This is a genomic window from Bradyrhizobium sp. SYSU BS000235, assembly GCF_049747295.1.
In the GTDB taxonomy this organism is placed as follows: domain Bacteria; phylum Pseudomonadota; class Alphaproteobacteria; order Rhizobiales; family Xanthobacteraceae; genus Afipia.
In genome coordinates this window covers 4,811,753-4,838,401 of sequence record NZ_JBMHJM010000001.1, presented here as the reverse complement: position 1 = coordinate 4,838,401, position 26,649 = coordinate 4,811,753, and the positions used below count along the sequence as shown (strand labels likewise).

Sequence of the window (26,649 nt, the reverse complement as noted above, 5' to 3'; positions counted from 1 at the left end):
ATCCCTCGAGACGAACCAGACCACGCTCTGCGCTACACGTGCTAGTGTGGTGGTTCAGAAGTTCGCCTGGTTTTTCCAGCGAGTCCTTCCAGCGAACTTCTGAACCTAAACCACACCAGAATCATAGATCTACTGGTGTCCTCTCGAATCCAAAGCCCGCTACAGAGCGCGCTACACGGTCAGGCGGACTTTGGATTCGGGACACCAGAGGCCTTACGTCTGAGCGAGCTGACTTTCTTTGGCAACGCGCTCGAAAGCTTCAGTCGAGCTTTTGATCCGGTACTGGCAATCATCGCCATCCGTGGGCAGGAGGCGAATGACCTCATACATACCGCTTGCAGCTGGCCGCGCCACATTGCTTGCCGTGAAATAAACAGTCTCTCCAACGCCGAATTTGTGCTTCAACACCGTGCTCCATCACGCGATACGCGCATTTGGTGGCCTGCCGTTGACCCGGCAGTGGCCCGTTTGAACGCCCGGCAGGCGTATAGCACGCAAGATCGGCTTTTGGCCAGACAAATCGCACCGCACACCAACTGAAAATATTCTTATTTTACAACATGATAAGTCCGATTTTGCGACCTGCATGAGGGGCAAAGCAGGGTCCAGCCGCGCGCAACCCGCATAATCCGGGTTCCCGGCGTTCTGCAAGCAAAGTCAGAGACTTGGGAAGCGACCGCCGTCGTGTCCCAAATCCGAAATTTGCCTCGTGCTGCAATGCACCTCGAAGCGAACTTCGGATTCGAATGAGCACCGCAGCTCCGTGGTTCTCGGTTCAGAAGTTCGCTTGAAGGATGCGCGGCGAAAACGACGTTAGCTTCTGAACCACCCACTAGGCGGTATGCGGAAGCGTACCGGACGGGCTCGCGTGGTCCACCGCGTTCGGCAGAACCTGAGCGAGGACTGTCGAGAGCTGGTCCGCTGGAATGCCGAAGCGGCCCGCCAGTTGCTTGACCACGTCGCTGCCGAGGACCTGCTGCAATTGCTGCGCGCTGATCGGAAGGTTCTGCCCCGTGCCGATCCACGATTTGACCTGCTCGCCGAGGCCGGCCTGCTCGAGCTTGGCGACGATCGCGGACAATCCGCCCTGCCCCCCGCCATTGCCGAGCACTTCGCTCAGAACAACCGGAATGACAGCGGCCTCGATCGCGCCGGCCGCCTTCGAAGCCATCACGCTGGTCAACGTATCGAAAATTCCCATGTGCAGTCCCCAGATCCAAATTCGATATCGTTGGAGCCATTGCCGCTTCACGTTCGCCGGTCAAGCGAACGGCCAAGCAAATTTCCGCGAGATTATTCGACCTCGAACCGTTCAATGAGAAGCGTTTCGGCGAGGCCCGCCTCTGTCCACTCCTTGAAAGCCGTGTTGGCCTGCATGGTGTCCATGTATTCGCGGACCGGAGGCGTCACCTCGATCGCGTAGATCTGGAAGCGATGGACCACCGGCGCATACATCGCGTCGGCGCCGCTGAAAGCACCGAAAAGATATGGCCCCTCGCCCGCATGACGTTGACGGCAGTCCGTCCAGATCTGCTGGATACGCGTGATATTGGCTTTGGCCTCGTCCGAAAGCCGCTTCGCGCCGACCGGCCGATGAAGGTTCATGCCGCATTCATTGCGCAGCGCCATGAAGCCGGAGTGCATTTCCGCCGAGATCGACCGCGCATGCGCACGGCTGGCGCGATCCTGCGGCCAGATATGCGCATCGGGAAACCGTTCGGCGAGGTATTCAATGATCGCAAGCGAGTCCCAGACAGTAATCTCGCCGTCGATCAGCGCGGGCACCTTGCCGGACTGCGTAAAGCCCAGGATACGCCGCTTGTCGGCGTCGCCGGTATAAAGCGGGATCACGATTTCGTTGAACGGAATCCCGAAAGCTTTCAACGCCATCCATGGCCGCATCGACCATGATGAATAATTCTTGTTGCCGATTACCAGCGTCAACGCCATCGATCAAAACTCCGTTTGCAGGAACATGTTGACATGGCACGCCGCGCTCGTGCAACCGGCGTTGCCGCGCCGATCACGCCGTGGCAGCATCAACGGCAAAGCACGTCGCAAGGACTTCTCTCGTGACTCTGTTCACCCTGCCCGACATCTTCGCAATCGGTTTCTTCGTCCTTGCCTGGGCGTTTTACGCAATCACCCTCGAACGCCTGCCCCACGGCCGCAACAGCCTCAACGCGCGCATGAATATCTATCGCGAGGTCTGGATGCGGCGGATGCTAGACCGCGAAGTCCGGATCATCGACACGCAGATCATGGGTTCGCTGCAGAACGGCACCGCGTTCTTTGCCTCCACGAGTTTGCTTGCGATCGGCGGCGGCTTGACCCTGCTGAGATCTACCGATGCCGCAATGTCGGTCCTGTCGACCCTGCCGCTCGGCATCCGCAATTCCCCGGAGTTATGGGAGGTGAAATCGGTCGGGCTGATCGTGATTTTCGTCTACGCTTTTTTCAAGTTCGCCTGGGCGTATCGCCTGTTCAACTACGTCGCGATCCTGCTTGGCGCGACACCGCCCTCGGAGCGAAAAGACACCCCGGAAGCGCAGGCGCATGTGCTGCGCACGACGCGGCTGTTCCAGTCGGCAGGCCGTCACTTCAATCGTGGTCAGCGCGCCTTTTTCTTTGCGCTCGGTTATCTCGGCTGGTTCATCAGCCCGTGGGTGCTGTTCGCAACGACGCTGGCGGTGGTCACTGTGATCTGGCGCAGACAGTTCGATTCCGATTCTTATCGGGCGATGGCGGGGTAGATAACCGAAGTTTCCTTGCCGCGCCGTCGTGAATGCGCCATGGCATTGCGATGAACAGCTCCGATTCGAATTCATCCACCAGATCCCCCGCGACCAAGTCACTCGATGACGCCATTCTGGAAGTGCTGGCACGCCCCGACGTCAAGACTCTCAGCGCACCGGAAATAGCCAATGCCATCGCGACCGATGGCGACTGGCACGACCTGCTGGTCCCGATCCGCAGTACAGCCGTCGCTCTCGCCCAGGCGGGACGCCTTGTGATCTATCGCAAAGGAAAGCCAGTGGACCCGACGGATTTTCGCGGCGTGTATCGTCTCGGACTTCCACGGCACGATTGATCTTCGTCAATCGCGCTTACAAGCTTCAGCCGTTTTCGCACCCTTGCACGCGCTCGGCTGACGCGGGCCGGGAAACAGTTCGCTTGTGAGCCCCGCCAGCCAATAGCCGATCAGCCCGGTCCACTCGTGAATCGCGGTGTCGGCACGGGAAAGACCAGCGCTCATTTTATCGAACGGATCGAACGCGTCTTCCCATCCCTGGGAGCGCCAGTCGACGGGATAGGCTTCGACGTCGAAGCCGACTTTGCGGAACGATCCGATCGACCGAGGCATATGAAACGCAGATGTGATGAGCAGCCAGCGCTCGCCTGGCTTTGGCGACACCAGTTGCTTGGTGAATTCCGCATTCTCGGCCGTCGTGCGGGATTTGCTCTCCAGAATGATGCGGTCCTTCGCGACCCCAAAATCTTCAAGCAGTTGCCCGACGATGGGCGCTTCAGGCACAAGACGCGCGATCAAATTTCCGCTTCCGCCGGTGAAGACAATGCGCGCTGACGGATATTGCCGTGCCAGTTTGAGCATTTCGATGATGCGCTCGCCGGATTGATCCAATTCAAGTGAACCGCGATAGACGGTCGCTTCGGCATTGATGGCGCCGCCGAGCACGATGATGCCATCGGGCGCACGGCCATCCGGCTTCCAGGCCGGAAACCTTTCCGTCAACGGCAGCACCAGGAAGTTCGATGCCGGCGACAGTCCGAACACCAGATACAAGCCGAGACCGACACCGAGAAGCCACGTCGCTGTTCGCCGCAATGGCGTCAGGACCAACAGCACGAGACCAAGCACGCACATCATGATGAGTGCGTTCGATGGTAACGCGAAGAAATTCACAACCTTGGAGAGAACAAAGATCATAAGCGCCGCACCCGATGATAGGCCTGCATGGGCGATCAGCGCCGACAGATCAATCCCATTTCGGCGCGAAGCCGTAATCAGTAATACGGCCTTCTCGTGTCCCCATGGCGGAGATTTCTTCCATCTCCTCGTCGGTCAGTTCGAAATCGAAGATATTGATGTTTTCGGACAACCGCTCGATGCGCGACGTGCGCGGGATCGCAACCACGTTTTGCTGGATCAGCCAGCGCAAAGCGACCTGCGCGGGAGTCTTTCGATAGAAGCGGCCGATGCGAATGAGCACTTCGGAGTTTTTTACCCGCCCCTTTGCGACTGGACTATAAGCGACCAGCGCCAGTCTGTTCGATGCGCAGGCCTCGAGCACCTTCGACTGGTCGAGATATGGATGATACTCGACCTGATCGCACACCAGCGGCTCCGGCGAAATCGCGACGGCCTGCTCGATCAGCGCCACGGTAAAGTTCGAGACGCCGATATGCCGTGCAAGACCAAGCCGCTTGGCCTCGGCGAGCCCACTGAGCGTTTCTTCCAAAGGCACCTGAGGATTGGGCCAATGCAGCAGCAGCAGATCGACTTCGGTCATCCGCAGCCGTGCAAGGCTCTCCTTGGTTGAGCGCAAAAGATCGTTGGGCGCGAAATGCGTGGTCCAAACCTTGGTCGTCACGAAAACGTCGGAACGGCTTACGCCGGCGGCACGGACGCCCTCGCCCACTTCACGCTCGTTGTCGTAAACCTGCGCGGTATCGATATGGCGATAGCCCAGGCGAAGCGCCTGCTCGACCACGCGGGCGCAGGTCCGTCCGCTCAACTCCCATGTTCCAAGTCCGATCGCTGGAATGCGCGCGCCATTTGCTTCAACGAATTCCATGATGGGTCCTGTGGCGGGAGCAAACCGGGAAAGTCACCTCGGCATTGTGATCTGCGTGAAGGACATTGCCAAGCAGCCCTCCTTATTCGAAGTCGGTAACGAATGTTTAGCTGCGGCGCGCAAGGGCCGCGAAAACCGTGTCCGGCGCGTGGGCAATCACCGCGAGCAATGCCCGCGCCGGTCCGCGCGGCGAACGCTTGCCCTGTTCCCAGTTTCGGATGGTTTCGAGCGGGACGCTGAGACGCGCTGCGAACTCGGCTTGCGTCAGCTTTGCCCGGAGCCGCAGATCGCGCACAGGCGGAGTGGCCGACATCTCATCCGGCAGAGCGATATCACTCTCTGGCACCAATGGTGCCTCCCGTCCTTCGATCAGTTGAACAATCCGGCCGTCCGCCTTCAAACGCAATCGCTGCATGGTCATCTCCCCGGTCCGCAAGAGTCGGCGACACGTGGTAAATGAAGACTTAAGAATACGCGGCAAATTGTCCGGAGAATTCAAAATCCTCCGGACAGCTCAGATCTAGCTCATCGCATGCGCGCGTAGGCGCTGCGGAAAGCGTGATGATGACGCCGGCCGCCCCCGTGAGCGAAACGCAGGCCCATCTCTCGTCCCCCGGCATCGTCATAGGAGATGTGGATGTGCTGTACCCGTCCGGCATCGGTCGAGTAGCCGCCAGACCAGCCCTTCAGCTGCCCATAGATGCAACCGTACGGGCCGCGCACATCGACGGCTTTGCCTTGCGCGTGAAGCGACATGCGCCGCGTCCCCGCGATGCGGGTGTGACGGACACCCGAGATCGCACGAGTTCCAGGACACGCGGCCTCAATCGAGGCGAGCTTCGCAGCCAACGGAGAAACCAGCCCCGCGACGGAGACACCGGTATCGGAGGTGTCGGATGCGCGGGCACGCCGTGTCGGTCGCACGTCCGGAGTTTCCGTGGCCGGAGTTTGAGCCTCATAGCTCGGCGTGAGTGATGCGTGTCGTTCTTTGGGTTGAGGAGCATCGGTTCCGAGACCGACGCCGATGCAGGGCATTGTAATATTGCATTCCGGAGAAATAGCTGGTGCGCGCGTGCGGGCTTCAGCGACAGCACAAAGCACACACGTCGCCATGACGGCGCAAAATATTCGTCCCAATTGTTGTACTCCAAGTGAAGATAATCAGCGGGATGTCTCAGCACGGCAAAACGTGCATGCATCGCGAACACTGAATCTGGATCGTCGGAAAAAAGAGCGCATCGACGAACCGGTGAAGCCCAAGTTCCACATCACGGAACGGGCCACAATGTGGCAATCAGGTGACAATTTTAGAGCGAGGCGACGGGTGTACTGACGCTTGAGTGCAACCGAACAGGCTATTTCAGCCCGAACCACGCTGTCGCAATGCCGAGGAACGCGAAGAAGCCAACGACGTCCGTGACCGTGGTGACAAACGTGCCGGAGGCCACTGCGGGATCGGCCTTCAATCGCTCGAGCCCCATCGGAATAAGAATGCCGCCGAGCGCACCGGCGATCAGATTGCACATCATCGCAAGCCCGATGACGAAACCGAGACCCGGTATCTGAAACCAGGCTGATGCGGCAACGCCGGTGATGACTGCAAAGGCCAGTCCGTTGACCAAACCGACCAGGCCTTCCCGCATGATCACACGCCACGCGTTACTCGCGCCGAGTTCACGCGTCGCAAGTGCGCGAACCGCGACCGTCATGGTCTGAGTTGCGGCGTTGCCACCCTGGCTCGCCACAATCGGTGCAAGCACAGCGAGTGCGACCATCTTTTCAAGTTGCCCTTCGAACAAGCCCAAGACAGCCGACGCCAGGAACGCGGTCGCAAGATTCACCAGCAGCCAGTTGAAGCGGCCCTTGGCGATGGTCCACACGGAGTCCGAGAGTTCTTCGTCGCGGGCGACACCGCCCAGCGCCTTGATGTCTTCTTCGGCCTCCTCCTCGATGACGTCGACGACGTCGTCGATCGTGATCACCCCGACGAGACGGTCATGGGTGTCCACCACCGGCGCTGCGACAAGGTTGTACTTGCCGAACATGCGCGCCACTTCGGCCTGATCCTCCAGGACGGACACGCGCCTGCGGTCTTCGTCGATCAGCTTGGTGACCGACGTCGGCCGGTGCGCCCGCAACAGCGCGTCGAGCGGCACCGCGCCGAGCAGATGCTGCGCGTAGTCCACTACGTAGATTTCGTAGAAGCGATCCGGCAGGTCCGACGTATCGCGCAGGTATTCGATCGCTTGCAGCGCGGTCCAGTCCGGGGAAACGGAGATGAACTCCGTCTGCATCCGGCGGCCGGCGGAATTGTCCGGGTATTTGAGGCTGCGCTCCAGCGTGACGCGCTCGGACAGCGGCAGCTTTTCGAGGATCTCCTCCTGGTCCTCTTCGTCGAGATCCTGAAGCAGTTCGACGGCATCGTCGGACTCCAGTTCACGGACGCCCTCCGCGACCGTCGCCGGCTCGAGCTCTTCGAGGATTTCTTCGCGGACGGCATTGTCGACTTCGTTCAGCGCCGAGAAGTCGAAGTCCGTGCTGGTCAGCTCCACCAGCCGCGGCCGCAGGTCCGGCTCCAGCGCCTCGATCAGGTTGCCGAGGTCGGCCTCATGGAGCTCGGCGACGATCTTGCAGAGGAAATCGGAGTCACCCCGTTGAACCGCATCCGCAATCATCCCCACAAACCGGGGGCGGATCTCCCCGTCCTCATCCCGCATCGGATAACGGTCGAGCACGGAATCGTGAACCGTGTTTTCCGCCTCGGCGAGGTCTTGATCGTCGGCCATGCCGGAGCCTCGCAGGGTTAAGGGAGATTTGCTGATTTCTGTGTGCTTCTCAGGCATTACCTAATCGACTGTGCAGAACGCAATGCTAAATGTGCGATGCGCTAAAACAGCGCCCGGAAAACTCACGATGCTCCCACTGAAGTCTGCGCTGCTGGCGCTCGTCGTCTGCACAACGGCAGCTCATGCGGCCGACTGCCCACGAAAAGACACGCTTGGCACCTCTCGCGTGCTGATGGTCGATCCGCAGGCCACGCCCCGCGTGGGTCTCAAGAGCTTTCCGCAAACGTTGCCGCTCGCCGACAAGGAAGTCGTGCTCACATTTGACGACGGCCCGTTCCCGCCGACCACATCGCGGGTTCTCGCAGCCCTGGCCGCTGAATGCGTCCAAGCCACGTTTTTCCTGATCGGCAAGAGCGCCGAAGCCAATCCGGTCATGGTCCGGAGGATCGCCGCCGAGGGCCATAGCATCGGCAGCCACACATGGTCGCACCGCATTCTCGACCGGATCAGCCAGCCCGAGGCCATCCAGGAAATCGACCGCGGCTTCGCAGCCGACGAGATGGCCCTTCACGGCAAGGCCAGCCGCGTCCCCTCGACGCCCTTCTTCCGCTTTCCCGGCTTTGCATCGACGCCCGCGCTGCTGGCGAACCTTCAATCGCGCGGCGTCGCGGTGTTTGGGGCCGATCTGTGGGCCAGCGACTGGAATCCGATGACGCCCGAACAGCAGCTTCAGCTCCTCACCGAGCGCCTCGATTATGCCGGCAAGGGCATCATCCTGATGCACGATACCAAGGTTCAGACCGCCAAAATGTTGCCCGCTTTCCTGCAGTACCTCCGACGCAACAACTACAAGGTCGTCCACATTTTGGCCGCACAGCCGGCGAAAAGCCCGGCGCCCGACCAGTAACTCCTACGCAATTAAGTCGCTATTCACAGGCATGGCGATAAAAACGATGGCTCTTCTCGCCATGATGGTTTCCCGATGCACCGCAGACCGACCATGAGACGCCCCTCCCTGCTGCTGCTGGGTTGTTTGCTTGCATCCGCCGGTCTCCGCTCCGCACAGGCCAGCGCCGCAGATTGCCCCGGCAACCCGGATGCGCTCGGCACCTCCCGCACCATCGTGGTCGACCCCACCGAGCATCCCCGTATCGGGACCATGCAATACAACGAGACGCTGCCGCTGAACGACCACGAGGTCGTCCTGACCTTTGACGACGGCCCGCTGCCCGCCCACACCAATCCGATCCTCGACATCCTGGCCGCTCAGTGCGTCAAGGCGACGTTCTTCATGGTGGGTCGTATGGCCCAGGTTTATCCGCAGGATGTCCGCCGGGTGTACGATGCCGGGCACAGCATCGGCACCCACAGTCAGAACCATCCCTTTCGCTTCGGCGACCTGCCGCCGGAGCGCATGACCGCGGAGATCGAGGACGCGATCACCAATGTCGGCAACGCCCTCGGCGATCCGACGAAGGTCTCGCCTTTCTTTCGCATTCCCGGACTGCGGCGCGCCAACGCGGTCGAGACCTATCTCGGCAGTCGCGGCATCATGACGTGGAGCGCAGATTTTCCCGCCGACGACTGGCGGCACATCACGTCTGCACAGGTGGTTCACTACGCATTGTCGCGACTGGAAGCCAAAGGCAAAGGCATCCTGCTGCTGCACGATATTCAGGCGAGAACGCAGGCCGCGCTTCCCGTGATCTTGCGCGAACTGAAGGCGCGCGGCTACCGCATCGTGCACGTGGTCGCGGCAACGCCTGCACAGCCGAAGACCGTGACCGATCCCGCACAATGGATACCGCACTGGATGCATGGTGCCGTCGCGAGGGCCAAAGGCCCCGCCCCCGGATTTACCTTCGGCGCAGTCGAGAACCCGGCACGCGGACCACGCTCGGTGCGTTCGGTGTGGCTGGCCCAACGCGCGCCGCGTGCACGCGCGTCCACCATCGCGGTGCTGATGCCTGCGAAGGGCCGTTTCCAGATCAATCGGGACATCGGCGCGATGCGCCGGCCAGGTCCAACCCCGAAAACCGCGGCGCACCGGCCATTGCCCGGCAGCTGGCCGGTCACGGCTGGGGACATGACGTTCCGTCCCCTTACCGGTCCGGTCAAGACGGGAAGCCGTACGGACCAACCCGCAACCCCAAGTGTGCGATAACGGCAACGGGGGAAGCGACATCCGTCCGGCAGCGTCCGAATTCGCTTGGTAGAATCCGTTACACCCCCCTAGACTGCCCAAAATTATCTCTTTTCAGTCTGAATGAGGGGCAGTGAAATGAGGTTATTGATCGCCGCGATGGTTGTGACGACACTTTGTGTCGGCACACTCGTCCAGACGGAACAGGCTTCAGCGGACCAAGTTTCAGCGGACCAGGCGACAGCACGGATCGAACGCCAGGATGCAGGCGCCGCGACCGATGTCAGCGCGCGGCATCGGCGTTATCACCACCGGCGATACGCCTACTATCGCGCGACACTGCCTTATGATGGCTACCGTCCCTATCCGCCGCCGCCCCCCTGCTATCAGTACTGCGACAGGGACTTAAATCTGCTGCCGTACTTCGGCCGCGGCTGGTAGTCCCGATGAAGCCGCTGCGAACGGCGATATGCGTCGTGCTCTTGCTCGGCACGACGAACGCCTACGCAGTGACGGCTGAGGTCGCGAAGAAATGCAACGCGCTTCTCGCGAAGAAATTTCCGCCGCGCGTGGCCGGCAATCCGGCAGCCGGCAGCGCCCAAGGCACCGGGCCTGTGCAGCGGGAATACTATAAGAAATGCATCGAGAGCGGCGGCAATGTCGAAGACAGCGACACGAAGCCTCCCAGCGACAGGACGCCTCCCAGCGATCCCAAGCCTCCCAGCAATCCGAAGCCTAAATAGCGAACAAGGCCGTCCTCCCGGCTTTACCAGGAGGCGCCAGAATCCATTGGGCCCGGATAATCAGACGTTGAAATGCCAGAGCAACAAAACAGCGGCTGAGACGATCGCCAAGCCGATCGCCCATCCTGTGCCATAGGCACCCTCGTCGTCGGAGATCGGGTCACGCGTGTGAAGCCAGTGGTCAGCCATCGCAGCCTCCAAACAAGCCTTGCCTGACCAGAACACAGTCTCGCCCCAAAGGTTCCATGCCCGATCAGTAACGGCGCTGGCACACCCCGGATGTTTCGGCGGATGTCCGGCCAAGCTCGCTGCCACACGTCGGCGTTTTGCTGAGGCCGGCAGCACACCGCGCCGACCAACGACATGGTGACGGAGCAATTCGTTCGCTGCGGCAGCGCAAACAGATCCCTTGAGCAATCCTTTTGCCTTATGGAGCCACTGGGATGCGTTTGCTAGGTTGAAACAGGGAGACGCTGAATTCGTCCTGACTCACGGTCTTGAGCTCAAGGAGACGAAAATGCCAGTTGCCCAGGAGATCCCATCCCATCCCCACGCACACGACCATCCGACTGGCTGGCGTCGCTATGTTTTATCGACCAATCACAAGGACATCGGCACGATGTATTTCGTGTTTTCGATGTGCGCGGGACTGATTGGCGGAATCCTCTCCATTGCGATCCGGGCCGAGCTGCAAGAGCCCGGTCTGCAGATCTTTTCGAGCACCCATACCTACAACGTGTTCGTGAGCAGCCACGGGCTGATCATGATCTTCTTCACGCTGATGCCGGCCATGATGGGCGGCTTCGGCAACTGGATGGTGCCGCTGATGATCGGCGCACCGGACATGGCCTTCCCGCGCATGAACAACGTCTCGTTCTGGCTGCTGCCGGCCTCGTTTACGTTGCTCGTTATCTCGGCATTCGTCGAGGGAGAGCCGGGCTCGTTAGGGGCCGGGACCGGCTGGACGCTCTATGCACCGCTATCGACATCGGGACACCCCGGCCCATCGGTCGACTTCGTCATCCTGTCGCTTCACCTGGCCGGCGCGTCATCGATACTTGGCGCAATCAATTTCATCACCACCATTTTCAACATGCGCGCCCCCGGCATGACGATGCACAAGATGCCCCTGTTCGTGTGGTCGGTGCTGGTGACAGCGTTTCTGTTGTTATTGTCGCTGCCCGTGCTTGCGGGCGGCATTACGATGCTTCTCACTGACCGGAACTTCGCAACCACATTCTTCGCTCCGGAAGGCGGCGGCGATCCGGTGCTGTATCAGCACCTCTTCTGGTTCTTCGGTCACCCTGAAGTCTACATCATGATATTGCCCGGCTTCGGCATGATCAGCCAGATCGTGTCGACCTTCTCCCGCAAGCCGGTGTTCGGCTATCTCGGCATGGCCTATGCGATCGTCGCGATCGGATTCATCGGCTTCATTGTCTGGGCGCACCACATGTTCACGGTCGGCATGACCTCCGAGGCCCAAGCCTACTTTGTTGCAGCCAGCATGGTGATTGCGATCCCGACGGGTGTGAAGATCTTTTCCTGGATCGCCACCATGTGGGGTGGTTCGCTGACGTTCGAGCCGCCGATGCTGTGGGCGATCGGATTCATCTTCGTCTTCACGGTCGGCGGTGTCACCGGCGTCGTGCTGGCCAATGCGGCGGTCGACCGCGTGTTGCAGGACACTTATTACGTCGTCGCGCATTTCCACTATGTGCTGTCGCTCGGCGCTGTCTTCTCGATCTTTGCCGGCTGGTATTACTGGTTCCCGAAATTCACGGGTTACATGTATTCCAAGCCGCTGGCCAAGCTGCACTTCTGGCTGACCTTTATCGGCGTCAACCTTGCATTCTTTCCGATGCATTTCCTCGGTCTGTCAGGAATGCCGCGCCGGATCGCCGATTATCCGGACGCGTTCGCGGGGTTCAATCTGGTTTCCTCGATCGGCTCATATATTTCCGCCGCCGGCCTGGTCGTTTTCTTTTTCGGTCTCGTTCAAGCGTTCGTCCGCAAAACAAGAGCTGCAGACAACCCATGGGGCCCTGGCGCGACGACGCTCGAATGGACGCTGTCGTCGCCGCCGCGATTTCATGAATTCGAAGTTCTCCCTCGAATTCAGTGATCCATCCGGCCACGCCCTATATCGCGAGGTACTTTTGCATGGTGCCGTCGCGTGAGATCTCGTCAGGCAGACCGCTCGCAACGATGCTGCCCTTCTCGAGGATGATGCAGCGCTTGGCCATACTCATCACCATCGGCACATTCTGCTCGACAATGACAATGGTCATCCCCTCCTGCCGGTTAATCTCCGCGAGAGTGGCAGCAATCTGCTGAACCAGCAGAGGCATGATACCGTCCGACGGCTCATCCAGGAGCATCACCTTCGGGTCAGTCATCAGGCCGCGGCCGATCGCAAGCATCTGCTGCTCACCGCCGCTCATCGAGCCGCTTGGCTGGTCCAGCCGTTCTCCGAGACGCGGAAAATAGGACAGCACTTCGTCGAGACGATCTCGCGTGCTGCGTCCGGATGCGATGCGCCCCATTTTGAGGCTGTCCCGCACCGTCATTTGGGGAAACATACCGCGCCCCTGCACGATCGTGGTCAAGCCGGCTCGCGCCCTGGCGTGCACAGGCCAGTTCGAGACATCTTTGCCCTCGATCCTGATTGAACCGCGCGTGAGCGGAATGAGGCCGGAGATCGCGCGGATTAATGTACTCTTCCCCATGCCGTTGCGACCGAGCACGCCGAGAATTTCTCCGCTCGACACCGACAGGGATACATTCCGCAGCACTTCGATCCCGTCGTAACCGGCATCAATTGCATCGACCTCGATGCTCATAGGTCCGCCCCGAGATAGACCGACCGGACGGTGGGATCCGATGCCACCTCTTCGAACGATCCTTCCATCAGGATCTTTCCGAGATGCAGAACCGTCACTGGCGACCGCAGATCGCGAATGAAGTGAATATCATGCTCGATGATGATGATCGTCAGGCCGCGTTCGTCCGCAAGATTACGGATCAGCCGACCGGTCGCGGCCGTTTCGTCGTTGGTCATACCTGCTGTCGGCTCGTCAAGTAACAAAAGACGCGACTCGTTTCCGAGCAGCAAGCCGACTTCGAGCCATTGACGCTGGCCATGCGAAAGCTCCCGCGCAGGCGTTGAGCGCAGATCGACCAGACGCACCGCATCAAGGACCATATCGATCTTCCGTGTGCGCGCGCTGCTGTCCGCTTCAACACGCAGAACAGACAACTCAATGTTTTCGTAGACGGTGAGATTATCGAAAACTGTCGGCGTCTGAAATTTGCGGCCGATCCCAATCCGCGCCCGCTCAACCACCGAGAGAGCGGTGATGTCTTGACCATTATAAGTGATGCAGCCGGCCGACGGCGACTGGTGTCCGGACAACATGCTGAGAAACGTGGTCTTGCCGGCCCCGTTCGGCCCGATTACGCAACGCACCTCGCCGACATCGATATGGAAATCGATGTTCTCGTTGGCGACCAATCCGCGAAACCGCTTGGTCAGACCTTGGGTCGTCAACAGTTCAGCCATGGGATGCCTTCCCGTGAGATCCCGAAAGTTGTTGTTCCTTTCGCCGCCTTCGGGAGACGCCGTTCGCAATGGCTGCGAACGTTCCAGCAATGCCGTCTCGAGAGAACATGATCACAAGAATGAAGATGAAGCCCAGCGCCAGCTGCCAATACTGTGGCGATATCGAACTCAGATAGTTTGACAGCGCTGATACGATCAACCCACCGATCAGCGCTCCGAAAAGCGACAACCGTCCGCCGATCGCAACCCAGACAACCACCTCGGTGGAGAACGTAACGCCCGCGAGCGACGGGGAGACAAAACCGGCATGGGTTCCGTATAGCGCGCCGGCAAACCCTGCCAAAGCACCCGACAGCATGAAAGCAGCCGATTTGTACAGCGAGATCTTGTAACCGAGCGCCGTCATCCGCTCCTCGTTTTCGCGGATGCCGACGAGAATTTTGCCAAACGATGATTGCGTCAGTGCCTTCAACCCGAAATACAGGATCGGCACGACGGCGAGAACCGCGTAGTAACTGGCCACATCGCCGTTTAAGGGGATCTCGCCGAACGGACCCAGCGCCAATGCCATCCGGTCGACGAACATCCCATTGTAGCCGCCCGTGATCTCGGACTGGCTGACGGCAAGCTGTTCGACAATGATAGACAAGGCCAAAGTGATCAGCACGAAGTAAGTGGACTTCACACCTGCACTGAAGAGAAAGTATCCGGCGATGGCCGCGAGCAATGCGCTGGCCAGCGCTCCGCACAGGATGCCGAGATAGCCACCCCAGCCGCCCAGCCCGGCTTGCATGGCCAGTCCCATGCCGTAGGCGCCGATCGCGAAAAAGGCCGCCTGGCCAAAGCTGACAATGCCAACCCAGCCCCACAGCAACCCCAGCGACATGGCGAGCACGCCGAACAGAAGATACTGCGGCAAAATATAAATCGGGTAGCCGTCGATCACTCCCGGTAAGAAAGCGAGCAAGACAAATACGGCGAGCGCAACCGCGCCTTCGCCGCGAAACACATTGGCGAGTTGACCTTTCACAACAGCCTCACTTCTCGCCGAAAAGGCCCTGCGGACGGAACCGCAAGATCACGATCGCAATAAAGAACACCGCCACCTGCGCAACGACCTGGGACGAAACGAGTGCGAGAATTGTCTCGCTTCCGCCAATGAAGAAACTTCCGAGCAGCGTACCGCCGAGAAGCTGTCCAATGCCTCCCACGATGACCACAAAGAACGAGCGAATGAGAAAGACGTTGCCGATATAGGGATCGATACTCAGCATCGGCGCGAGAAGCGCTCCCGCAAGCCCGGCCATGAAACATCCGAAACCAAAGACCAGCTTATAGGTCGCCGCAATGTTGAGACCGAGCAGGCTCGCCATCTCACGGTTCTGGATGAGGGCTCGAATTTTGATGCCGATCGAGGTTTTCAAAAGAACCAGAGCGGTTGCGAGCAGCAGCACGACCGTTAGTCCCGCGACGAACGTCTTATAGGCGGGCAGATCATAGAACGGGGTGTGAATAGCGGATGGAAACGGGCTCGGGATGCTGCGGAACGATGTCCCGAACATGATCTTGATCAGCTCAGTGGAGATCAGAAAGAAACCCCACGTCAGAAGCAACGTGTCGAACGGCCGGTGATAAAAATGGCGGATGACAAGATGCTCGAAGACGAGACCGATCAGCCCCACGCCGACAGCCGCAAACAACACGGCGACGAAGAATGGTGCCCCGCTCTCAACCGCGTACCAGGCCAGATACGCGCCCAGCGTCAGCATCGCTCCATGGCCAAGGTTGATGACACCAACGAGGCCATAGATGATCGCCAATCCGAACGCTGCGAGCGCAAGCGAAAAAGTGATAAGCGCGGCGTCAATACCTACGCTTATGGCAGTCTGCATCGGTTGCGCTCACATCGAATGGAAAGACAGCCCTGCGCCTTGAACCGGGCCGCAATCGTTACAGGGGAAGATCACACCGCGCATCAAGCGGCACCGCGCGATCCAGTGATTGAACCTTCTCGAACATATCGTTCACACCGGTCCAGTTGTCACGCACTTTCATCAGGTATGAGGGAACGATCGCCTGATTGTCCCGCTCACGCATCGTCACGGTGCCCTGCGGCGCTTTGTCGAAGGTCAGTCCCTTCAGATTTGTTCGCAATGCCTTGGTGCTCACCTCGCCGGCCTTGGTGATCGCCAGCGCCGCCATGTGCGCGGCGTTATACATGCCGACCCCCACGGTGTTCACGAGCGCATTCTGGCCGAACTTCGCTTTGAACTTGTCGAGGAACACCTTGTTGTTGGGAGCATCGATCGACATGAAGTAATCGAAGCTGACGTAAGTATTGGCCGAGACCTTAGGTCCGAGACCGGAGGTGACAACCTCCTCGTCGTCCACCGTCCAGATCACGAAATCCTTTTGCATGCCAGCCGCTGCGAACTGCTGCCGGAAATTGACAGTGTCGCTTCCCGTCAACGAGTGGAAAATAACGTTGGCGCCGGAACTGCGAATATCGCGCAACACAGACTCGTATTGCGGCGTGTTGAACGGGATGTACACCTCACCGACCACTTCGCCGCCGAGTTCCTTCAGCTTCTGCTTGGTCACTTCGTTGGTCACCCGGGGCCACGCATAGTCGGAGCCGATCATGAAGAACTTCTTGCCGTACTTCTTGGTCATGTATTCGAGATGCGGCCAGACCTGCTGGGTCGGTTCAGGACCAAACATGAAGATGTTGGAGTTGCAGACGCCAGGAGCGTACTTCTTTTCCTGCCCCTCGTAGAAAGTCGGATAGAGAAGAATTTTGTCCGCGGACTTCACCACGGGACCGGCGGCGTTTCGCTCTGCGCTGGAAAACGTTCCGGCCAGGAAGTCGACGCGTTCCTGGCGAATGAGTCTGTTCGCCTGCTCGACAACAATGCGCGGCTCAGTCTTGGAATCGCCAATCACGATTTCGATCTGGCGACCGAGAACGCCGCCTGCGGCGTTGATCTCATCCACCGCCAGTTGAAAGCCGGAAATGTGCGCCTTACCGTAAACGGTCCACGCTCCGGTGAGTGGCGAAATGACGCCTACTCGTATCGGACCCGCAGCGGAAGCAGAACTCATCAAGGCCGGCGATGCGAGTGTGACGACGCCCGCCCCTGTCGCCTTGAGGAAAGAACGACGTGAAGGAGCGTAGCCACCAAATTTCTTGTCAGAATGATTCATGTTTCCTCACTTGGCTTATATCGCCATTGTTGTGCTGCTGACGTTGATCGGCTCGATCAGCGTCGCTACCGCTTGAATTTTCAATCGAGCTTCGGTGCCCGCCGATGATGGGTCGCCTGCTCGTAGGCATAAGCGTAAGCCAGGATATCGGCCTCGCTCCATAAGCGTCCCACCACGATCAGGCAGAATGGTGATCCGGATGCATAATATCCCGCAGGCACCGTTACACCTGGGAGACCGGCGATATTGATTTCACAAACGGTGGTCTCAAGGATCGTCTCGGGGCCCTTGATCGGAGGAAGCTCGCCGCGCATCTGCGGGAAGATCAGCGCGTCGAGCTTTTCGCGGTCCATCACGTCGTTGAAGGTCTCAAGATAGGCTTCCCTCGCCGCAACGAAATCGGTCAACCGCGGCGGCTTGCTCGGATCGGCGAGACACGCGTTGAAGTCCGGCAGGTTCGGCATGTATTGGAGAACGCCTCCCTTCGCGAAAGGGTCCTGGGTTTTGATCGCCTCGGCAAATTCGGCATAGCTCTTGATTGCTGCATTGGGCCCCAGGCGGCGCAAATACTGGTCGAGGTCGTAAGGCACCGACTCCATCCCACGCGCGTCGAACTCCTTCATCGGAGGCGTCGGCTGACGCAACTCAGCGAAACCGGAGCCTCTGAAGGGATCCTGTACGAGTTCGGCACCGAGTTGCTTCAATTCACCTTGGGCACGCTGGTAGAGCCGCGTGGCCTCGTCGGACAGCGGCAGGTTCCGCCAGCCGAAGCCGTAGAGCCCAATCCGCTTGCCTTTGAGCGCGTCCTTGTTGAGCCGGGATGCATACCCGCCCTTCGGGCGATGCCCTACTCCGGCGATCGTCTTTGGGTCTTCGGCTGTATAGCCGGCCAGCACATCGAGCGTCAGTGCAACGTCGCGCACGCAATGAGCGATCGGGCCGACAACGTCACGGTTGCCCGACAGCGGCGCAACGCCGGCGTTCGGCACAAGCGCGAAAGTCGGCTTGGCGCTGGGAAGGCCTTGAGCCGATGCCGGGTTCTGAATTGACCCGCCGGTTTCCTCGGCCAGACCCAGCACCGCAAGGCTGGCGCCGACCGCGGTCGCGGTGCCGGCGCTGCTGCCTCCCGGCAGAAATTGGCGCCCCGCAGAATTGAACGTTGGCCCCGCCCAACTGTCATTGGCGTGACTGCCGGAATGGCTGAGGCTGGGCACATTGGTCTTCCCCAGAATGACCGAGCCAGACGCTTTCATCCGGGCCACGACCGGTGAATCGGTGCCCGGCATCAAGTCGACACCGCCCGTTTTCGAGTAAAGAAGCGTCCATCCCATGGTCGTCGGAAAACCAACCATATCGCAGGTTTCCTTGACCACGACGGGTACGCCGTCGAGAGGTCCGATCACATTGCCGGACGCGCGGCGCTGATCGCTCGCGCGCGCATCAGCCAAAGCATCAGGATTGAGAAAGACGATCGCGTTGTACTGCGGATCGACCTTCGCGATCCGGTCGAGAAACGCCTGCGTCAATGCCTCGGACGTCACGCTGCCTTTCGCAAAGGCCTCTTGAATTTGCTCGATGGTCAGCTCGATGAGATCGAGCGGAAGAGACACCTTGGACAATGATATTTCCTCACGACAAGAATTGAAAAAGGCGTCTGCGCGCCCTTGGTCATGAAAGCAATCAATCTCCGCGCGCCAGGGAGCACGCGCGAGAGCGATCCTTTGATGACATTAGAAAATGAAATATTTTCATTTTCAAGCATTATTTCGCAATGAGCGAGTGCCGCGACGCTGAAGATCGCTCAGGCTGGCGACTTAACTGGGAAGGAGTTCAAATCCGCGACCGTCGTGCGGTTGAGGTCTCGAAGTTCGCTCGAAGGACCCTCAGGATGAGAGGCAGCCTTCTGAACGAGACACTAGAACGTCTCGATGACGCGAAATTCTATTCCATCGGCCTGGGCCAGATAGATCGGCATCGCAGCGTGGCCTTGGCGAAGGACAATGGGTCCCCGAGCGCCGCGGTAAATCATATTGCTGGCTGCCGCCAATAAGGGTTTCGGCGCAACCGATCCGGCGTGCAGCGCCGCCGCCTCGAGCAATTTCAGCCCTTCGTAGTTGGATTGGCCTACTGAGCCTGCAGGTGCCGAGTGGGCGCCGAACGCCGCCTCGTAACGCGAAACGAAAGACTCTGTATCTTGAGAGTGCACACAGTTGAAATAGCCGGACGCACAAAACAAATTGTCGGAGTTGTCCGCCCCTATCCCCAGCAAAACAGTCTCATCGAAAGCACTCGCAAGCCGCAGGATCCTCGGCGCGAGTCCGTGCTCTCCAAATGAGCGATTGAACGTGATGCTGTCGGCTCCGATCAGGGAAACGAGCACGACATCGGGATTTGCCGCACGGATGCGTGCAACATGCGGTGCATAATCATCCTCGCCGACAGGAACGAACTCTTCGCCGACAACCTGCCCGCCGCTTTCGGCGATATAGTTTTTCATCGCCTGATGGGAGAGCCAGGGCCACACGTAGTTGGATCCGATCAGATACCAGCGCGACGCTTTCTTGGTGTTGGCTAGCCAATGGATCGCCGGACGGCATTGATTGCGGGGGGTCTCGCCAATCGCGATCACTCCTGGTGTCCGCTCACCGCCTTCGTAAACCGTGGTGTAGATGTAGGGGATCCGCCCGGCGATGTGTCGACGTAGCGCGACGCGCACCGAACTCGTGTGCGAGCCGACAATGACATCAACCTCCTCAGAGGTAATGACATCCTTCGCACGGCGCGTAATCTGCTCGACAGTCCCGCTTGCATCGAGAAAAATCGGCTCGATCTCCCGCCCGAGAATGCCACCCCGGGCATTGATCTCGGATGCCGCCAGCATGGTGCTGTTCATCGCAGAAGGAGCCCATATGCCAGGCGAGCCGGACAGCGCGACGAAGTTGGCAATGCGAAGCTTGTCGTGACGACCACGACGCCTTGGAAGATGGCCCGGCTCGGTGCCAAGTCCGGACGTCGAAGCCCGAGACGCGAAACCATTGAGAGACTGCCAAGGCTTTGGCGCAAAAGCGGCAGGCCTGCATTCAGCTATTGCCGACAACACTTTTCCTCATCAATTCCGACGCTGTGTTGCCCCCAAGGCCATCCAGCACGAGATATTTTAGGACAAAATGTTGAATTTTCAACTTTCCCCGTGCATAAAGCACGGCGATCCGCGTTGAATTTAGAGGCTCCGCCGTGGCCAAATCAGCCTCAAGTGACCTGCCCATCACCGAGCATCTTGCCTACCTTCTGGCCCAGGCAAACCGCGAGATTTCGCGGCAGCTCGATGAGCGCTTGCGGCAGGAAGGTGTTCCTGTCGAGCAATCGCGAATCCTGACCATCCTCTCGGGCGATAAAGGTCTGTCGATGGGGGAGCTTGCCGAGGCCGTTCTCCTCCACCATCCCACTCTCACGAAAATGGTTGATCGAATGGTTTCCGATGCGCTGGTTTACCGTGCGCAGGATCCAAAGGATCGCCGGAAGGTCCTGCTGTATTTGTCCGATCGAGGGAAAGCACTCGCCAAACGGATAAAGCCCCTCGTCCAAAGTCACGAAGCCCGCATCATGCAGGACTACGGCGACAAATCAACGAATGAGCTCAAGCGGCTGCTCGGCTCGTTGATTGAGCGAGCGATGTCGACCTGATTTTTCTGGCTGTGGGCCCGTGCAGTTGTCTGCAGGCGATGTCACGAATTCGAAGTTCTTCCTCGGATCCTGTCGTTCAGCGGCGAGACGATGTTGCGGATCTAGGATGCAGCCGCATCCGCAAGCTCCTGCCTCGCGCCAAACTGACGACGTGCCAACAAATAGAACGCGATGAGGTGCGTGATCATCAGCGTCGGCACGAAGAGGATCGGGATCGCGTAGGCAGCACCTAACTCCCCTGCATGCGCGGGCAGATCAACCTGGACAGCGTGAGTATAGTCGAGGACGAGGTCGGCCAACCCTACGAGATTGAAGGCTATGACAAACAGCCAAAACAGCGGCCGTATCCTGACCGTGATCAGCGCCAGCATGGCCAGCACACCGGTCGCGAAATCATAGGTCGCGGCGAAATGGGCAAAATGCGCGGGCAAATTGGCGCCGACCACGCCCGGGAGCATGAACACGAGCCCGAAGAAGCGGAAGCTGTGCAACGTGGCAATGGCGCGGTGCGCTTCGGTGTGGTCCATCGCTTTCAGCCTTGGCCAGATGTACGCGCCTAAGCAAAGCGACCACGCGACGTAACCCAGGACGAGATGGATCTGGAAGATGATTCCCGGCGACATGTGATCTCCCATCAGGCGTTGATTGACGCGGCAGCGAACCCGGCGGGATGAAGCCTCTCCTCAACCGTCGACCGACTTTGCATCACAAGATTTACGGCTGCTTCCAGCAGGCGACTATCCGCGATAATGTGGACGAGCCATGAAGCAGAACTTCACAGTCAGGCAGGGTGCACTCGACGGCGTGGAGGCGTTCCTGCGGGTTGCCGAGCACCGCAGTTTTCGCAAGGCCGCCGTCGAACTCAACGTCACTCCGTCAGCCATCAGCCAGGCGGTACGCGCGCTGGAGTCGCGCGTTGGTGCGGCGCTGTTCATTCGCACCACGCGCAGCGTCGGCCTGACCGAGGCCGGTGAGCGTTTCCTGTCGCGCGCCAAGCCCGCCTTCGAAGAACTCATCGCAGCCAGCGAAACGGCCCGTGACCTCGGACAGCGGCCTGCTGGACTGTTGCGCCTTTCGGTGCCGCGCGCCGTGGTGCCGATCCTGCTGGAGCCGCTGATCGCCTCCTTCTGCCAGGCCTATCCCGAAGTGGAAGTGGAGATCGCAGCGAGCGAGGAACTGATCGACCTCGCGGCCGAAGGATTTGATGCCGGTGTGCGGATGGGCCAGTTCATCGCCGCCGACATGGTCACGGTGCGGCTGACGCCGCCGTTCCGCTTCATCATTGTCGGCAGTCCCGCCTATCTCGCCCGGAACGGCCGGCCTGAGCGGCCGGACGATCTGCGCCGGCACTCCTGCGTGCGATGGCGGCGTTCCAGCGGCGCGCTCGCACTATGGCCGCTCAACGACAACGGACGCGCCATCGAGATTGCCGTCTCAGGCCCGCTCATTGCCAACGACTTTCCCACCGTGCTTGGCGCGGCGCTCGAAGGCGTCGGCCTTGCGCAAGTCCCTGAGCCGATCGCCGCCGAACATGTGGCTGCCGGAAGACTGGTACACGTGCTGGAGCCATTCGCGTCGATGGCGCCGGGTGTCTTCCTCTACCATCCCGGCAAGCGCCAGGTTCTGCCGAAGCTACGCGCTTTCATCGATCACGTGAAAGGCCACTCGGCGGCTACCGACAAGGGAGGCTCCCCTGCGCAATATTGATTTTAGTTCGTGGCAGAGCCTGCTGGCGACGTTGATCGGCCTGGCGTTGTTCACGCTCATCGGCGTCAGCATCCGTCTGCTGGCGATGTTCACGATTCAGCAACGCCGCGAACGCATGAATCGCCAGATCAACGAGCGGCTGCGGACACTGATCGCGGCCTACAAAACGTTAGGCGGCTCGTTCACCGGCAATCTCGCCGTCGATCCGACACACCTGCGTGATCTGCGCCGTACAGGCGAGCCCACTGCGGAGACCGAGGTCATTGAACCCGTGGACCTGTCCAATGGCAGTGCTGAGGGATCAGACCGCCGGCGACGCATCCGCGACGCGGTCGAGGCGGCTTTGTCGGACATCATCCTGCTGGGGACCGAAGAACACGTCCGCCTCGCTGAACGCGCCGCGCGCGAATTGGTTGCCGGGCGCCCCGTGCATGTGCATGACCTCGTCGTCGCACTCCGTGCTTTCATTCGCGACGCCCTCGATCTCGATCCGATCCCGGCTGACCTTGCGATTCCAATGCAGGGCCCTGCACGTCCCTCAAACTCCGGCGGCCGCGGCAAGGGCGAGCGTGGAGAGAAAGACTCCCGACAAGGCGGCGGCGGAAAAGGTGGCGGCGGTGGAATGGGAATGGGTGGCGGTATGGGTTCAGGGCTCGGGACGGGCTTCGATGTCGAAGACCCCTCATCGTCCGATCATCGCGCGTAGAGTGCAGCCACTCTTCCCGCTTCCACGCGACGATGCTACGCCGCCGCTTTCAAACCTTCCAGCAAACCAAGCTGGATCAGGCTCTCGGCGGTCGCAACGATCGCATCCTCCCGCGAACGCGGCGCCCAGCCGAGCACCCGTCGTGCTTTTTCGCTCGTCGCGTTCATGTTGTAGTCGAGCAGCGGCAAGACCCCTTTGAGCGCTGGATTTCTCAGGGCCGTAAGCCGCATCAACCAGTTGGGCAGCACCCGCGTAGACACTTTGCTTGCGACGACACCCAGGCGAAGCCGCAGAACCTTGGCGACATCCACCATCCACATGCTTTCGCCGGAGATCGCGAGAAATCGTTCACCAGTGGCGGCAGCATTGGTCATCGCGCGAAGATGCAAGTCAGCGACATCGCGAACATCGACGAAACCGGAGTTGATCTTCGGACAGCCCGGCTGTCCGTCCATCATGGTCTTGATCGTCCGGATTGAGTGCGAATAGTCCGGACCGAGAACGGGGCCGAGGACAGCCGTCGGATTGACGGCAGACAGTTCAAGTCCGCCCCCTTCTCGCGCGATGAAATCCCAGGCGGCCCGCTCGGAAAGCGTCTTCGATTTCTGATAGGGCGCGACATTACCCGTCAGATCGCTCCAATCGGTTTCTTTGAACGGCCGCGGATAACTTGGCTTATGTCCAACGCCAACGGCGCCGAAGGCAGACGTGAGGACCACGCGCTTCACGCCGGCATCGCGGGCGGCGCGAAGCACCCGCAGGTTTCCCTCGACAGCAGGCTTGATCCAATCCTCCTCGCGAACCTGATCGCCCGATGGCGTCGGTGAAGCGCCGTGCATGACGAAATGACAACCGGAAGCCGCCTCGGCCCATCCTCGGTCAGCGCTGAGATCGGCTGTGACGAACGACAGGCGATCGCCCGGCTCCGCTCCGCCAACTTTGAGATTTCCCCGGACTTCTGCTTCCCGTGATGGTGAGCGGACCGTGGTGCGCACGCGATATCCAGCATTCAACAGCGCGATCATGCAGTGCTGGGCAATAAAGCCGGTTCCGCCGGTGACGAGTACCAATTCGTTGCTCATGTCGATCTCCAGATTGGCCGCTCGGCGGACGATCGTCAGATCGAGGCCGGCGCCTAAGGCCTGTCGCGCTTCGGCATCTCCGCGAAATACCGACGGAGAGCGTCGGCGCGGAGGGTGTTTAGCGAACTGCCCTGACGTAGGCTTGGATGCTCGGACTGTGAATGCTTGAAAGTCCATATTCCTTGCGCGATAGTCCAGGAATGAGCGTGGACCCCTTCTCCGATATTCTCAAATTCACGAATGCTGAATCGCTCGTCACCGGCGGTTTCACGGCAGGAGGCCTCTGGGCAATCCGCTTTCCGGCCCCCGACAAGATCAAGTTCTTTGCCGTCGTGAAGGGCAACTGCTGGGTCTGCATCGATGGCGAGGCCGAGCCGCTGCATTTCAAAGCCGGCGATGTCGGCTTGCTGACGGCCAAGCGGTCTTTCATTTTGGCAAGTGACCCGAGTGTCCCCCCCGTCGACGCGATGGCGCTCTTTTCCGGCACCGGCGGATCGACGACACAGATCGGTAATGGCGAAGACTTTGCCCATATCGGCGGCCACGTCCTGCTTGATCCGGCGAGCGGACGGCTGCTGGCGAATGTTCTACCGCCGTGGATACACGTCCCGGCGGGCTCACCGCAGGCGGTGGCTTTCCGATGGCTTCTTGAGCAACTCGTTGAGGAACGATCTGCCGAGCAGCCCGGCGCGCAGCTTGCGTCCGCGCAGCTCGCCCAACTCCTGTTCATTCAGATTTTGCGTGCACATCTCAAAACAGCGGATGTCATGCCCGCTGGATGGCTGCGGGCTCTTGCCGACCCGCGCATCGCTCCCGCGCTCCGCTTGATGCATGGCGATCCCAGCCGCTCCTGGCATCTCGATGAACTCGCCAAGGCCTGCGCCATGTCCCGATCAACGTTGGCGTCCCACTTCAAAGCGGTCGCGGGCGTCGCGCCCCTGACCTATTTGGCGGAATGGCGCATGCGCCTTGCCGAACGTGCCTTACGGGACGAATCCACCACCGTGGCGAAGATCGCCCAATCGCTTGGTTATTTATCGGAAAGCGCCTTCAGCACCGCCTTCAAGCGTGTGACCGGCAATTCACCCAAGGCCTATCGAAATGCGTCGCGAACGTCCGACCTAGAGAGTTCCGGGGTGAGATCGAACACGACTATGTTGTAGGCGCCGTTCCCGGCCCGTCGGTCGCGGCATGCCGGCTTACAAAGATGACTTGAAGGAGTGCGATTCATTCTCCAAATTAGTCTACGACGTGATAGCCGCCGTCGATGTAGATCGTATCGCCCGTAATAAGCCGCGCCGCGTCATGCGCCAGGAAGGCGGTGGCGGCTCCGACGTCCTCGATCTTCACGAGACTTCGTGCAGGCGCTTTGGCCTTGGCTTTTTCAAGTAGCTTATCAAACTCCGGAATGCCGGACGCGGCCCGCGTCGCGAGCGGCCCCGGGGATATCGCATGGACACGGATTCCTTTTGGTCCAAGCTCGGCCGAGACATACCGCACGGCGCTCTCAAGAGCGGCCTTTGCCACCCCCATAATGTTGTAGTTCTTCACCACCGTCTGACTTCCGTAATACGTCATGGTGAAGAGCGTGCCGCCCTTTTTCATCAAAGGCTCCGCCAGCTTCGCCATCTGCAGGAATGTCCAGCACGACACCTGCATGGTGGTCAGAAATCCCTCCAAAGACACGTCAACCACGCGGCCATGCAAAGCCTCCTTGGGTGCGAAGGCAATCGAATGGACGACAAAATCCAGCCTTCCCCAATCCTTCGCGATGCGCTCGAACACGGCCTCCATCTGCCCCGGCACCTGCGCATCGAGCGGCATCACGATTTTGGCGTCGAGCTCACGCGCCAGTGGTTCGACGTGCTTCTTTGCTTTGTCGTTGAGATAGGTGACGGCCAGGTCTGCTCCTAAAGCACGAAATGCGGCGGCACATCCCCATGCGATCGACTGGTCGTTGGCGATACCGACGACCAGTCCCTTCTTGCCTTCGAGGAGTTTCGCCTTCACCGCCGGGATCAGCCGGCGCTTTCCATTCAGTGACAGACCGATCGGCTCGCCTCGTAAATATTGCTCGGCAGCCTGCTTCAAACTCGAGAACGCCTCGCGACGATCCTTCGCCTCAGCGGTCCGCGCGATTTCCCGGCCGTTCACTGTCAACTGTCCCTCGCCCCAAGGAGCAACGTTGATCTCGAGACGATCCTTTCCGACATCG

General features: G+C 59.9%; 30 protein-coding genes. 11 read left to right on the top strand and 19 right to left on the bottom strand.

Going from position 1 to position 26,649, the window contains the following annotated elements; translation table 11 throughout:
* Positions 1–213: 213 nt before the first annotated feature.
* The 3 genes from ACP0KA_RS22790 to ACP0KA_RS22780 all read right to left on the bottom strand — a co-directional run bounded on the left by ACP0KA_RS22790 (position 214) and on the right by ACP0KA_RS22780 (position 1,950).
* Complete coding sequence (locus ACP0KA_RS22790) at positions 214–405, bottom strand: hypothetical protein (RefSeq protein ID WP_424630987.1); 192 nt, start codon at positions 403–405, stop codon at positions 214–216.
* 427 nt (positions 406–832) lie between these two features.
* On the bottom strand, positions 833–1,201 hold the full coding sequence (locus ACP0KA_RS22785; RefSeq protein ID WP_424630986.1) for a YidB family protein: 369 nt from the start codon (positions 1,199–1,201) through the stop codon (positions 833–835).
* Between the two features lie 92 nt (positions 1,202–1,293).
* On the bottom strand, positions 1,294–1,950 hold the full coding sequence (locus ACP0KA_RS22780; protein ID WP_424630985.1) for a glutathione S-transferase family protein: 657 nt from the start codon (positions 1,948–1,950) through the stop codon (positions 1,294–1,296).
* A gap of 122 nt (positions 1,951–2,072) precedes the next feature.
* Here ACP0KA_RS22780 and ACP0KA_RS22775 point away from each other — a divergent pair, with 122 nt between their 5' ends.
* A complete protein-coding gene (locus ACP0KA_RS22775) occupies positions 2,073–2,753 on the top strand; it encodes a DUF599 domain-containing protein (RefSeq protein WP_424630984.1) in 681 nt (226 codons plus the stop codon).
* 50 nt (positions 2,754–2,803) lie between these two features.
* Positions 2,804–3,091, top strand: coding sequence for a DUF3253 domain-containing protein (locus ACP0KA_RS22770; protein ID WP_424630983.1), 288 nt, complete (start codon positions 2,804–2,806; stop codon positions 3,089–3,091).
* Between the two features lie 6 nt (positions 3,092–3,097).
* Here the strand turns inward: ACP0KA_RS22770 and ACP0KA_RS22765 are convergent, their stop codons facing one another.
* The 5 genes from ACP0KA_RS22765 to mgtE all read right to left on the bottom strand — a co-directional run bounded on the left by ACP0KA_RS22765 (position 3,098) and on the right by mgtE (position 7,603).
* On the bottom strand, positions 3,098–3,949 hold the full coding sequence (locus ACP0KA_RS22765; protein WP_424630982.1) for a YdcF family protein: 852 nt from the start codon (positions 3,947–3,949) through the stop codon (positions 3,098–3,100).
* 49 nt (positions 3,950–3,998) lie between these two features.
* A complete protein-coding gene (locus ACP0KA_RS22760) occupies positions 3,999–4,817 on the bottom strand; it encodes an aldo/keto reductase (RefSeq protein ID WP_424630981.1) in 819 nt (272 codons plus the stop codon).
* A 106-nt stretch (positions 4,818–4,923) separates the two neighbouring features.
* Positions 4,924–5,232, bottom strand: a complete 309-nt coding sequence (locus tag ACP0KA_RS22755; RefSeq protein ID WP_424630980.1) for a helix-turn-helix domain-containing protein — start codon at positions 5,230–5,232, stop codon at positions 4,924–4,926.
* 110 nt (positions 5,233–5,342) lie between these two features.
* On the bottom strand, positions 5,343–5,741 hold the full coding sequence (locus tag ACP0KA_RS22750; protein WP_424630979.1) for a hypothetical protein: 399 nt from the start codon (positions 5,739–5,741) through the stop codon (positions 5,343–5,345).
* A 431-nt stretch (positions 5,742–6,172) separates the two neighbouring features.
* Entirely contained in the window at positions 6,173–7,603 is a 1,431-nt protein-coding gene (gene mgtE, locus ACP0KA_RS22745) for a magnesium transporter (protein WP_424630978.1), read from the bottom strand.
* A gap of 127 nt (positions 7,604–7,730) precedes the next feature.
* Here mgtE and ACP0KA_RS22740 point away from each other — a divergent pair, with 127 nt between their 5' ends.
* From ACP0KA_RS22740 to ACP0KA_RS22725, 4 genes are all read left to right on the top strand, one after another.
* Entirely contained in the window at positions 7,731–8,510 is a 780-nt protein-coding gene (locus ACP0KA_RS22740; RefSeq protein WP_424630977.1) for a polysaccharide deacetylase family protein, read from the top strand.
* Between the two features lie 93 nt (positions 8,511–8,603).
* On the top strand, positions 8,604–9,767 hold the full coding sequence (locus ACP0KA_RS22735) for a polysaccharide deacetylase family protein (protein ID WP_424630976.1): 1,164 nt from the start codon (positions 8,604–8,606) through the stop codon (positions 9,765–9,767).
* Between the two features lie 117 nt (positions 9,768–9,884).
* Positions 9,885–10,187 carry a hypothetical protein gene (locus ACP0KA_RS22730; RefSeq protein WP_424630975.1) on the top strand — a complete coding sequence of 101 codons (303 nt, stop codon included), beginning with the start codon at positions 9,885–9,887 and terminating at the stop codon, positions 10,185–10,187.
* A 5-nt stretch (positions 10,188–10,192) separates the two neighbouring features.
* Entirely contained in the window at positions 10,193–10,489 is a 297-nt protein-coding gene (locus ACP0KA_RS22725; RefSeq protein ID WP_424630974.1) for a hypothetical protein, read from the top strand.
* A gap of 60 nt (positions 10,490–10,549) precedes the next feature.
* Here ACP0KA_RS22725 and ACP0KA_RS22720 read toward each other — a convergent pair whose 3' ends face one another.
* On the bottom strand, positions 10,550–10,678 hold the full coding sequence (locus tag ACP0KA_RS22720) for a hypothetical protein (RefSeq protein ID WP_424630973.1): 129 nt from the start codon (positions 10,676–10,678) through the stop codon (positions 10,550–10,552).
* A 328-nt stretch (positions 10,679–11,006) separates the two neighbouring features.
* On the opposite strand from ACP0KA_RS22720, the gene ctaD reads away from it, so the two are divergent.
* Positions 11,007–12,614 carry a cytochrome c oxidase subunit I gene (gene ctaD / locus ACP0KA_RS22715; RefSeq protein ID WP_424630972.1) on the top strand — a complete coding sequence of 536 codons (1,608 nt, stop codon included), beginning with the start codon at positions 11,007–11,009 and terminating at the stop codon, positions 12,612–12,614.
* A gap of 16 nt (positions 12,615–12,630) precedes the next feature.
* On the opposite strand, the gene ACP0KA_RS22710 is transcribed toward ctaD, so the two are convergent.
* The 7 genes from ACP0KA_RS22710 to ACP0KA_RS22680 form a co-directional block, all read right to left on the bottom strand.
* Positions 12,631–13,332, bottom strand: coding sequence for an ABC transporter ATP-binding protein (locus ACP0KA_RS22710; protein ID WP_424630971.1), 702 nt, complete (start codon positions 13,330–13,332; stop codon positions 12,631–12,633).
* Positions 13,329–14,051 carry an ATP-binding cassette domain-containing protein gene (locus ACP0KA_RS22705; RefSeq protein ID WP_424630970.1) on the bottom strand — a complete coding sequence of 241 codons (723 nt, stop codon included), beginning with the start codon at positions 14,049–14,051 and terminating at the stop codon, positions 13,329–13,331. Before ACP0KA_RS22705 ends, ACP0KA_RS22710 begins: the two co-directional genes overlap by 4 nt.
* Positions 14,044–15,081 carry a branched-chain amino acid ABC transporter permease gene (locus tag ACP0KA_RS22700; RefSeq protein WP_424630969.1) on the bottom strand — a complete coding sequence of 346 codons (1,038 nt, stop codon included), beginning with the start codon at positions 15,079–15,081 and terminating at the stop codon, positions 14,044–14,046. Before ACP0KA_RS22700 ends, ACP0KA_RS22705 begins: the two co-directional genes overlap by 8 nt.
* 7 nt (positions 15,082–15,088) lie before the next feature.
* A complete protein-coding gene (locus ACP0KA_RS22695; protein ID WP_424630968.1) occupies positions 15,089–15,943 on the bottom strand; it encodes a branched-chain amino acid ABC transporter permease in 855 nt (284 codons plus the stop codon).
* 58 nt (positions 15,944–16,001) lie between these two features.
* Positions 16,002–17,255 (bottom strand): ABC transporter substrate-binding protein, encoded by a 1,254-nt coding sequence (locus tag ACP0KA_RS22690; RefSeq protein ID WP_424630967.1) that lies wholly within the window; start codon positions 17,253–17,255, stop codon positions 16,002–16,004.
* A gap of 80 nt (positions 17,256–17,335) precedes the next feature.
* A complete protein-coding gene (locus ACP0KA_RS22685) occupies positions 17,336–18,874 on the bottom strand; it encodes an amidase (RefSeq protein ID WP_424630966.1) in 1,539 nt (512 codons plus the stop codon).
* Between the two features lie 296 nt (positions 18,875–19,170).
* The gene (locus ACP0KA_RS22680; RefSeq protein WP_424631692.1) at positions 19,171–20,343 is read right to left on the bottom strand and encodes a substrate-binding domain-containing protein; all 1,173 of its coding nucleotides are present in this window, start codon (positions 20,341–20,343) and stop codon (positions 19,171–19,173) included.
* Positions 20,344–20,489: 146 nt separating this feature from the next.
* Between ACP0KA_RS22680 and ACP0KA_RS22675 the strand changes: the two genes are divergently transcribed.
* Positions 20,490–20,939: a MarR family winged helix-turn-helix transcriptional regulator gene (locus ACP0KA_RS22675; protein WP_424630965.1), complete on the top strand. Its 450-nt coding sequence runs from the start codon at positions 20,490–20,492 to the stop codon at positions 20,937–20,939.
* A 101-nt stretch (positions 20,940–21,040) separates the two neighbouring features.
* On the opposite strand, the gene ACP0KA_RS22670 is transcribed toward ACP0KA_RS22675, so the two are convergent.
* Entirely contained in the window at positions 21,041–21,562 is a 522-nt protein-coding gene (locus tag ACP0KA_RS22670) for a hypothetical protein (RefSeq protein WP_424630964.1), read from the bottom strand.
* A gap of 139 nt (positions 21,563–21,701) precedes the next feature.
* On the opposite strand from ACP0KA_RS22670, the gene ACP0KA_RS22665 reads away from it, so the two are divergent.
* Both ACP0KA_RS22665 and ACP0KA_RS22660 read left to right on the top strand, forming a co-directional pair.
* Entirely contained in the window at positions 21,702–22,646 is a 945-nt protein-coding gene (locus ACP0KA_RS22665) for a LysR substrate-binding domain-containing protein (protein WP_424630963.1), read from the top strand.
* Positions 22,647–22,692: 46 nt separating this feature from the next.
* A complete protein-coding gene (locus ACP0KA_RS22660) occupies positions 22,693–23,352 on the top strand; it encodes a hypothetical protein (RefSeq protein WP_424630962.1) in 660 nt (219 codons plus the stop codon).
* Between the two features lie 35 nt (positions 23,353–23,387).
* On the opposite strand, the gene ACP0KA_RS22655 is transcribed toward ACP0KA_RS22660, so the two are convergent.
* Positions 23,388–24,434, bottom strand: a complete 1,047-nt coding sequence (locus tag ACP0KA_RS22655; protein ID WP_424630961.1) for an SDR family oxidoreductase — start codon at positions 24,432–24,434, stop codon at positions 23,388–23,390.
* Between the two features lie 200 nt (positions 24,435–24,634).
* Between ACP0KA_RS22655 and ACP0KA_RS22650 the strand changes: the two genes are divergently transcribed.
* Positions 24,635–25,597, top strand: a complete 963-nt coding sequence (locus ACP0KA_RS22650) for an AraC family transcriptional regulator (protein ID WP_424630960.1) — start codon at positions 24,635–24,637, stop codon at positions 25,595–25,597.
* A gap of 76 nt (positions 25,598–25,673) precedes the next feature.
* On the opposite strand, the gene fabI is transcribed toward ACP0KA_RS22650, so the two are convergent.
* The gene (fabI, locus tag ACP0KA_RS22645; protein WP_424631691.1) at positions 25,674–26,456 is read right to left on the bottom strand and encodes an enoyl-ACP reductase FabI; all 783 of its coding nucleotides are present in this window, start codon (positions 26,454–26,456) and stop codon (positions 25,674–25,676) included.
* Positions 26,457–26,649 lie beyond the last annotated feature (193 nt).

Excerpts from the sequence above, each read along its gene's own strand:
- ACP0KA_RS22725 (WP_424630974.1), top strand. The coding sequence starts at position 10,193 with ATGAAGCCGCTGCGAACGGCGATATGCGTCGTGCTCTTGCTCGGCACG.
- ACP0KA_RS22650 (WP_424630960.1), top strand. The coding sequence starts at position 24,635 with ATGAGCGTGGACCCCTTCTCCGATATTCTCAAATTCACGAATGCTGAA.
- ACP0KA_RS22670 (WP_424630964.1), bottom strand. The coding sequence starts at position 21,562 with ATGTCGCCGGGAATCATCTTCCAGATCCATCTCGTCCTGGGTTACGTC.
- ACP0KA_RS22720 (WP_424630973.1), bottom strand. The coding sequence starts at position 10,678 with ATGGCTGACCACTGGCTTCACACGCGTGACCCGATCTCCGACGACGAG.
- ACP0KA_RS22765 (WP_424630982.1), bottom strand. The coding sequence starts at position 3,949 with ATGATCTTTGTTCTCTCCAAGGTTGTGAATTTCTTCGCGTTACCATCG.
- ctaD (WP_424630972.1), top strand. The coding sequence starts at position 11,007 with ATGCCAGTTGCCCAGGAGATCCCATCCCATCCCCACGCACACGACCAT.
- ACP0KA_RS22770 (WP_424630983.1), top strand. The coding sequence starts at position 2,804 with ATGAACAGCTCCGATTCGAATTCATCCACCAGATCCCCCGCGACCAAG.
- ACP0KA_RS22760 (WP_424630981.1), bottom strand. The coding sequence starts at position 4,817 with ATGGAATTCGTTGAAGCAAATGGCGCGCGCATTCCAGCGATCGGACTT.
- ACP0KA_RS22695 (WP_424630968.1), bottom strand. The coding sequence starts at position 15,943 with ATGCAGACTGCCATAAGCGTAGGTATTGACGCCGCGCTTATCACTTTT.
- ACP0KA_RS22665 (WP_424630963.1), top strand. The coding sequence starts at position 21,702 with ATGAAGCAGAACTTCACAGTCAGGCAGGGTGCACTCGACGGCGTGGAG.
- ACP0KA_RS22755 (WP_424630980.1), bottom strand. The coding sequence starts at position 5,232 with ATGCAGCGATTGCGTTTGAAGGCGGACGGCCGGATTGTTCAACTGATC.
- ACP0KA_RS22655 (WP_424630961.1), bottom strand. The coding sequence starts at position 24,434 with ATGAGCAACGAATTGGTACTCGTCACCGGCGGAACCGGCTTTATTGCC.
- ACP0KA_RS22690 (WP_424630967.1), bottom strand. The coding sequence starts at position 17,255 with ATGAATCATTCTGACAAGAAATTTGGTGGCTACGCTCCTTCACGTCGT.
- ACP0KA_RS22705 (WP_424630970.1), bottom strand. The coding sequence starts at position 14,051 with ATGGCTGAACTGTTGACGACCCAAGGTCTGACCAAGCGGTTTCGCGGA.
- ACP0KA_RS22735 (WP_424630976.1), top strand. The coding sequence starts at position 8,604 with ATGAGACGCCCCTCCCTGCTGCTGCTGGGTTGTTTGCTTGCATCCGCC.
- ACP0KA_RS22730 (WP_424630975.1), top strand. The coding sequence starts at position 9,885 with ATGAGGTTATTGATCGCCGCGATGGTTGTGACGACACTTTGTGTCGGC.
- ACP0KA_RS22710 (WP_424630971.1), bottom strand. The coding sequence starts at position 13,332 with ATGAGCATCGAGGTCGATGCAATTGATGCCGGTTACGACGGGATCGAA.
- mgtE (WP_424630978.1), bottom strand. The coding sequence starts at position 7,603 with ATGGCCGACGATCAAGACCTCGCCGAGGCGGAAAACACGGTTCACGAT.
- ACP0KA_RS22780 (WP_424630985.1), bottom strand. The coding sequence starts at position 1,950 with ATGGCGTTGACGCTGGTAATCGGCAACAAGAATTATTCATCATGGTCG.
- ACP0KA_RS22785 (WP_424630986.1), bottom strand. The coding sequence starts at position 1,201 with ATGGGAATTTTCGATACGTTGACCAGCGTGATGGCTTCGAAGGCGGCC.
- ACP0KA_RS22740 (WP_424630977.1), top strand. The coding sequence starts at position 7,731 with ATGCTCCCACTGAAGTCTGCGCTGCTGGCGCTCGTCGTCTGCACAACG.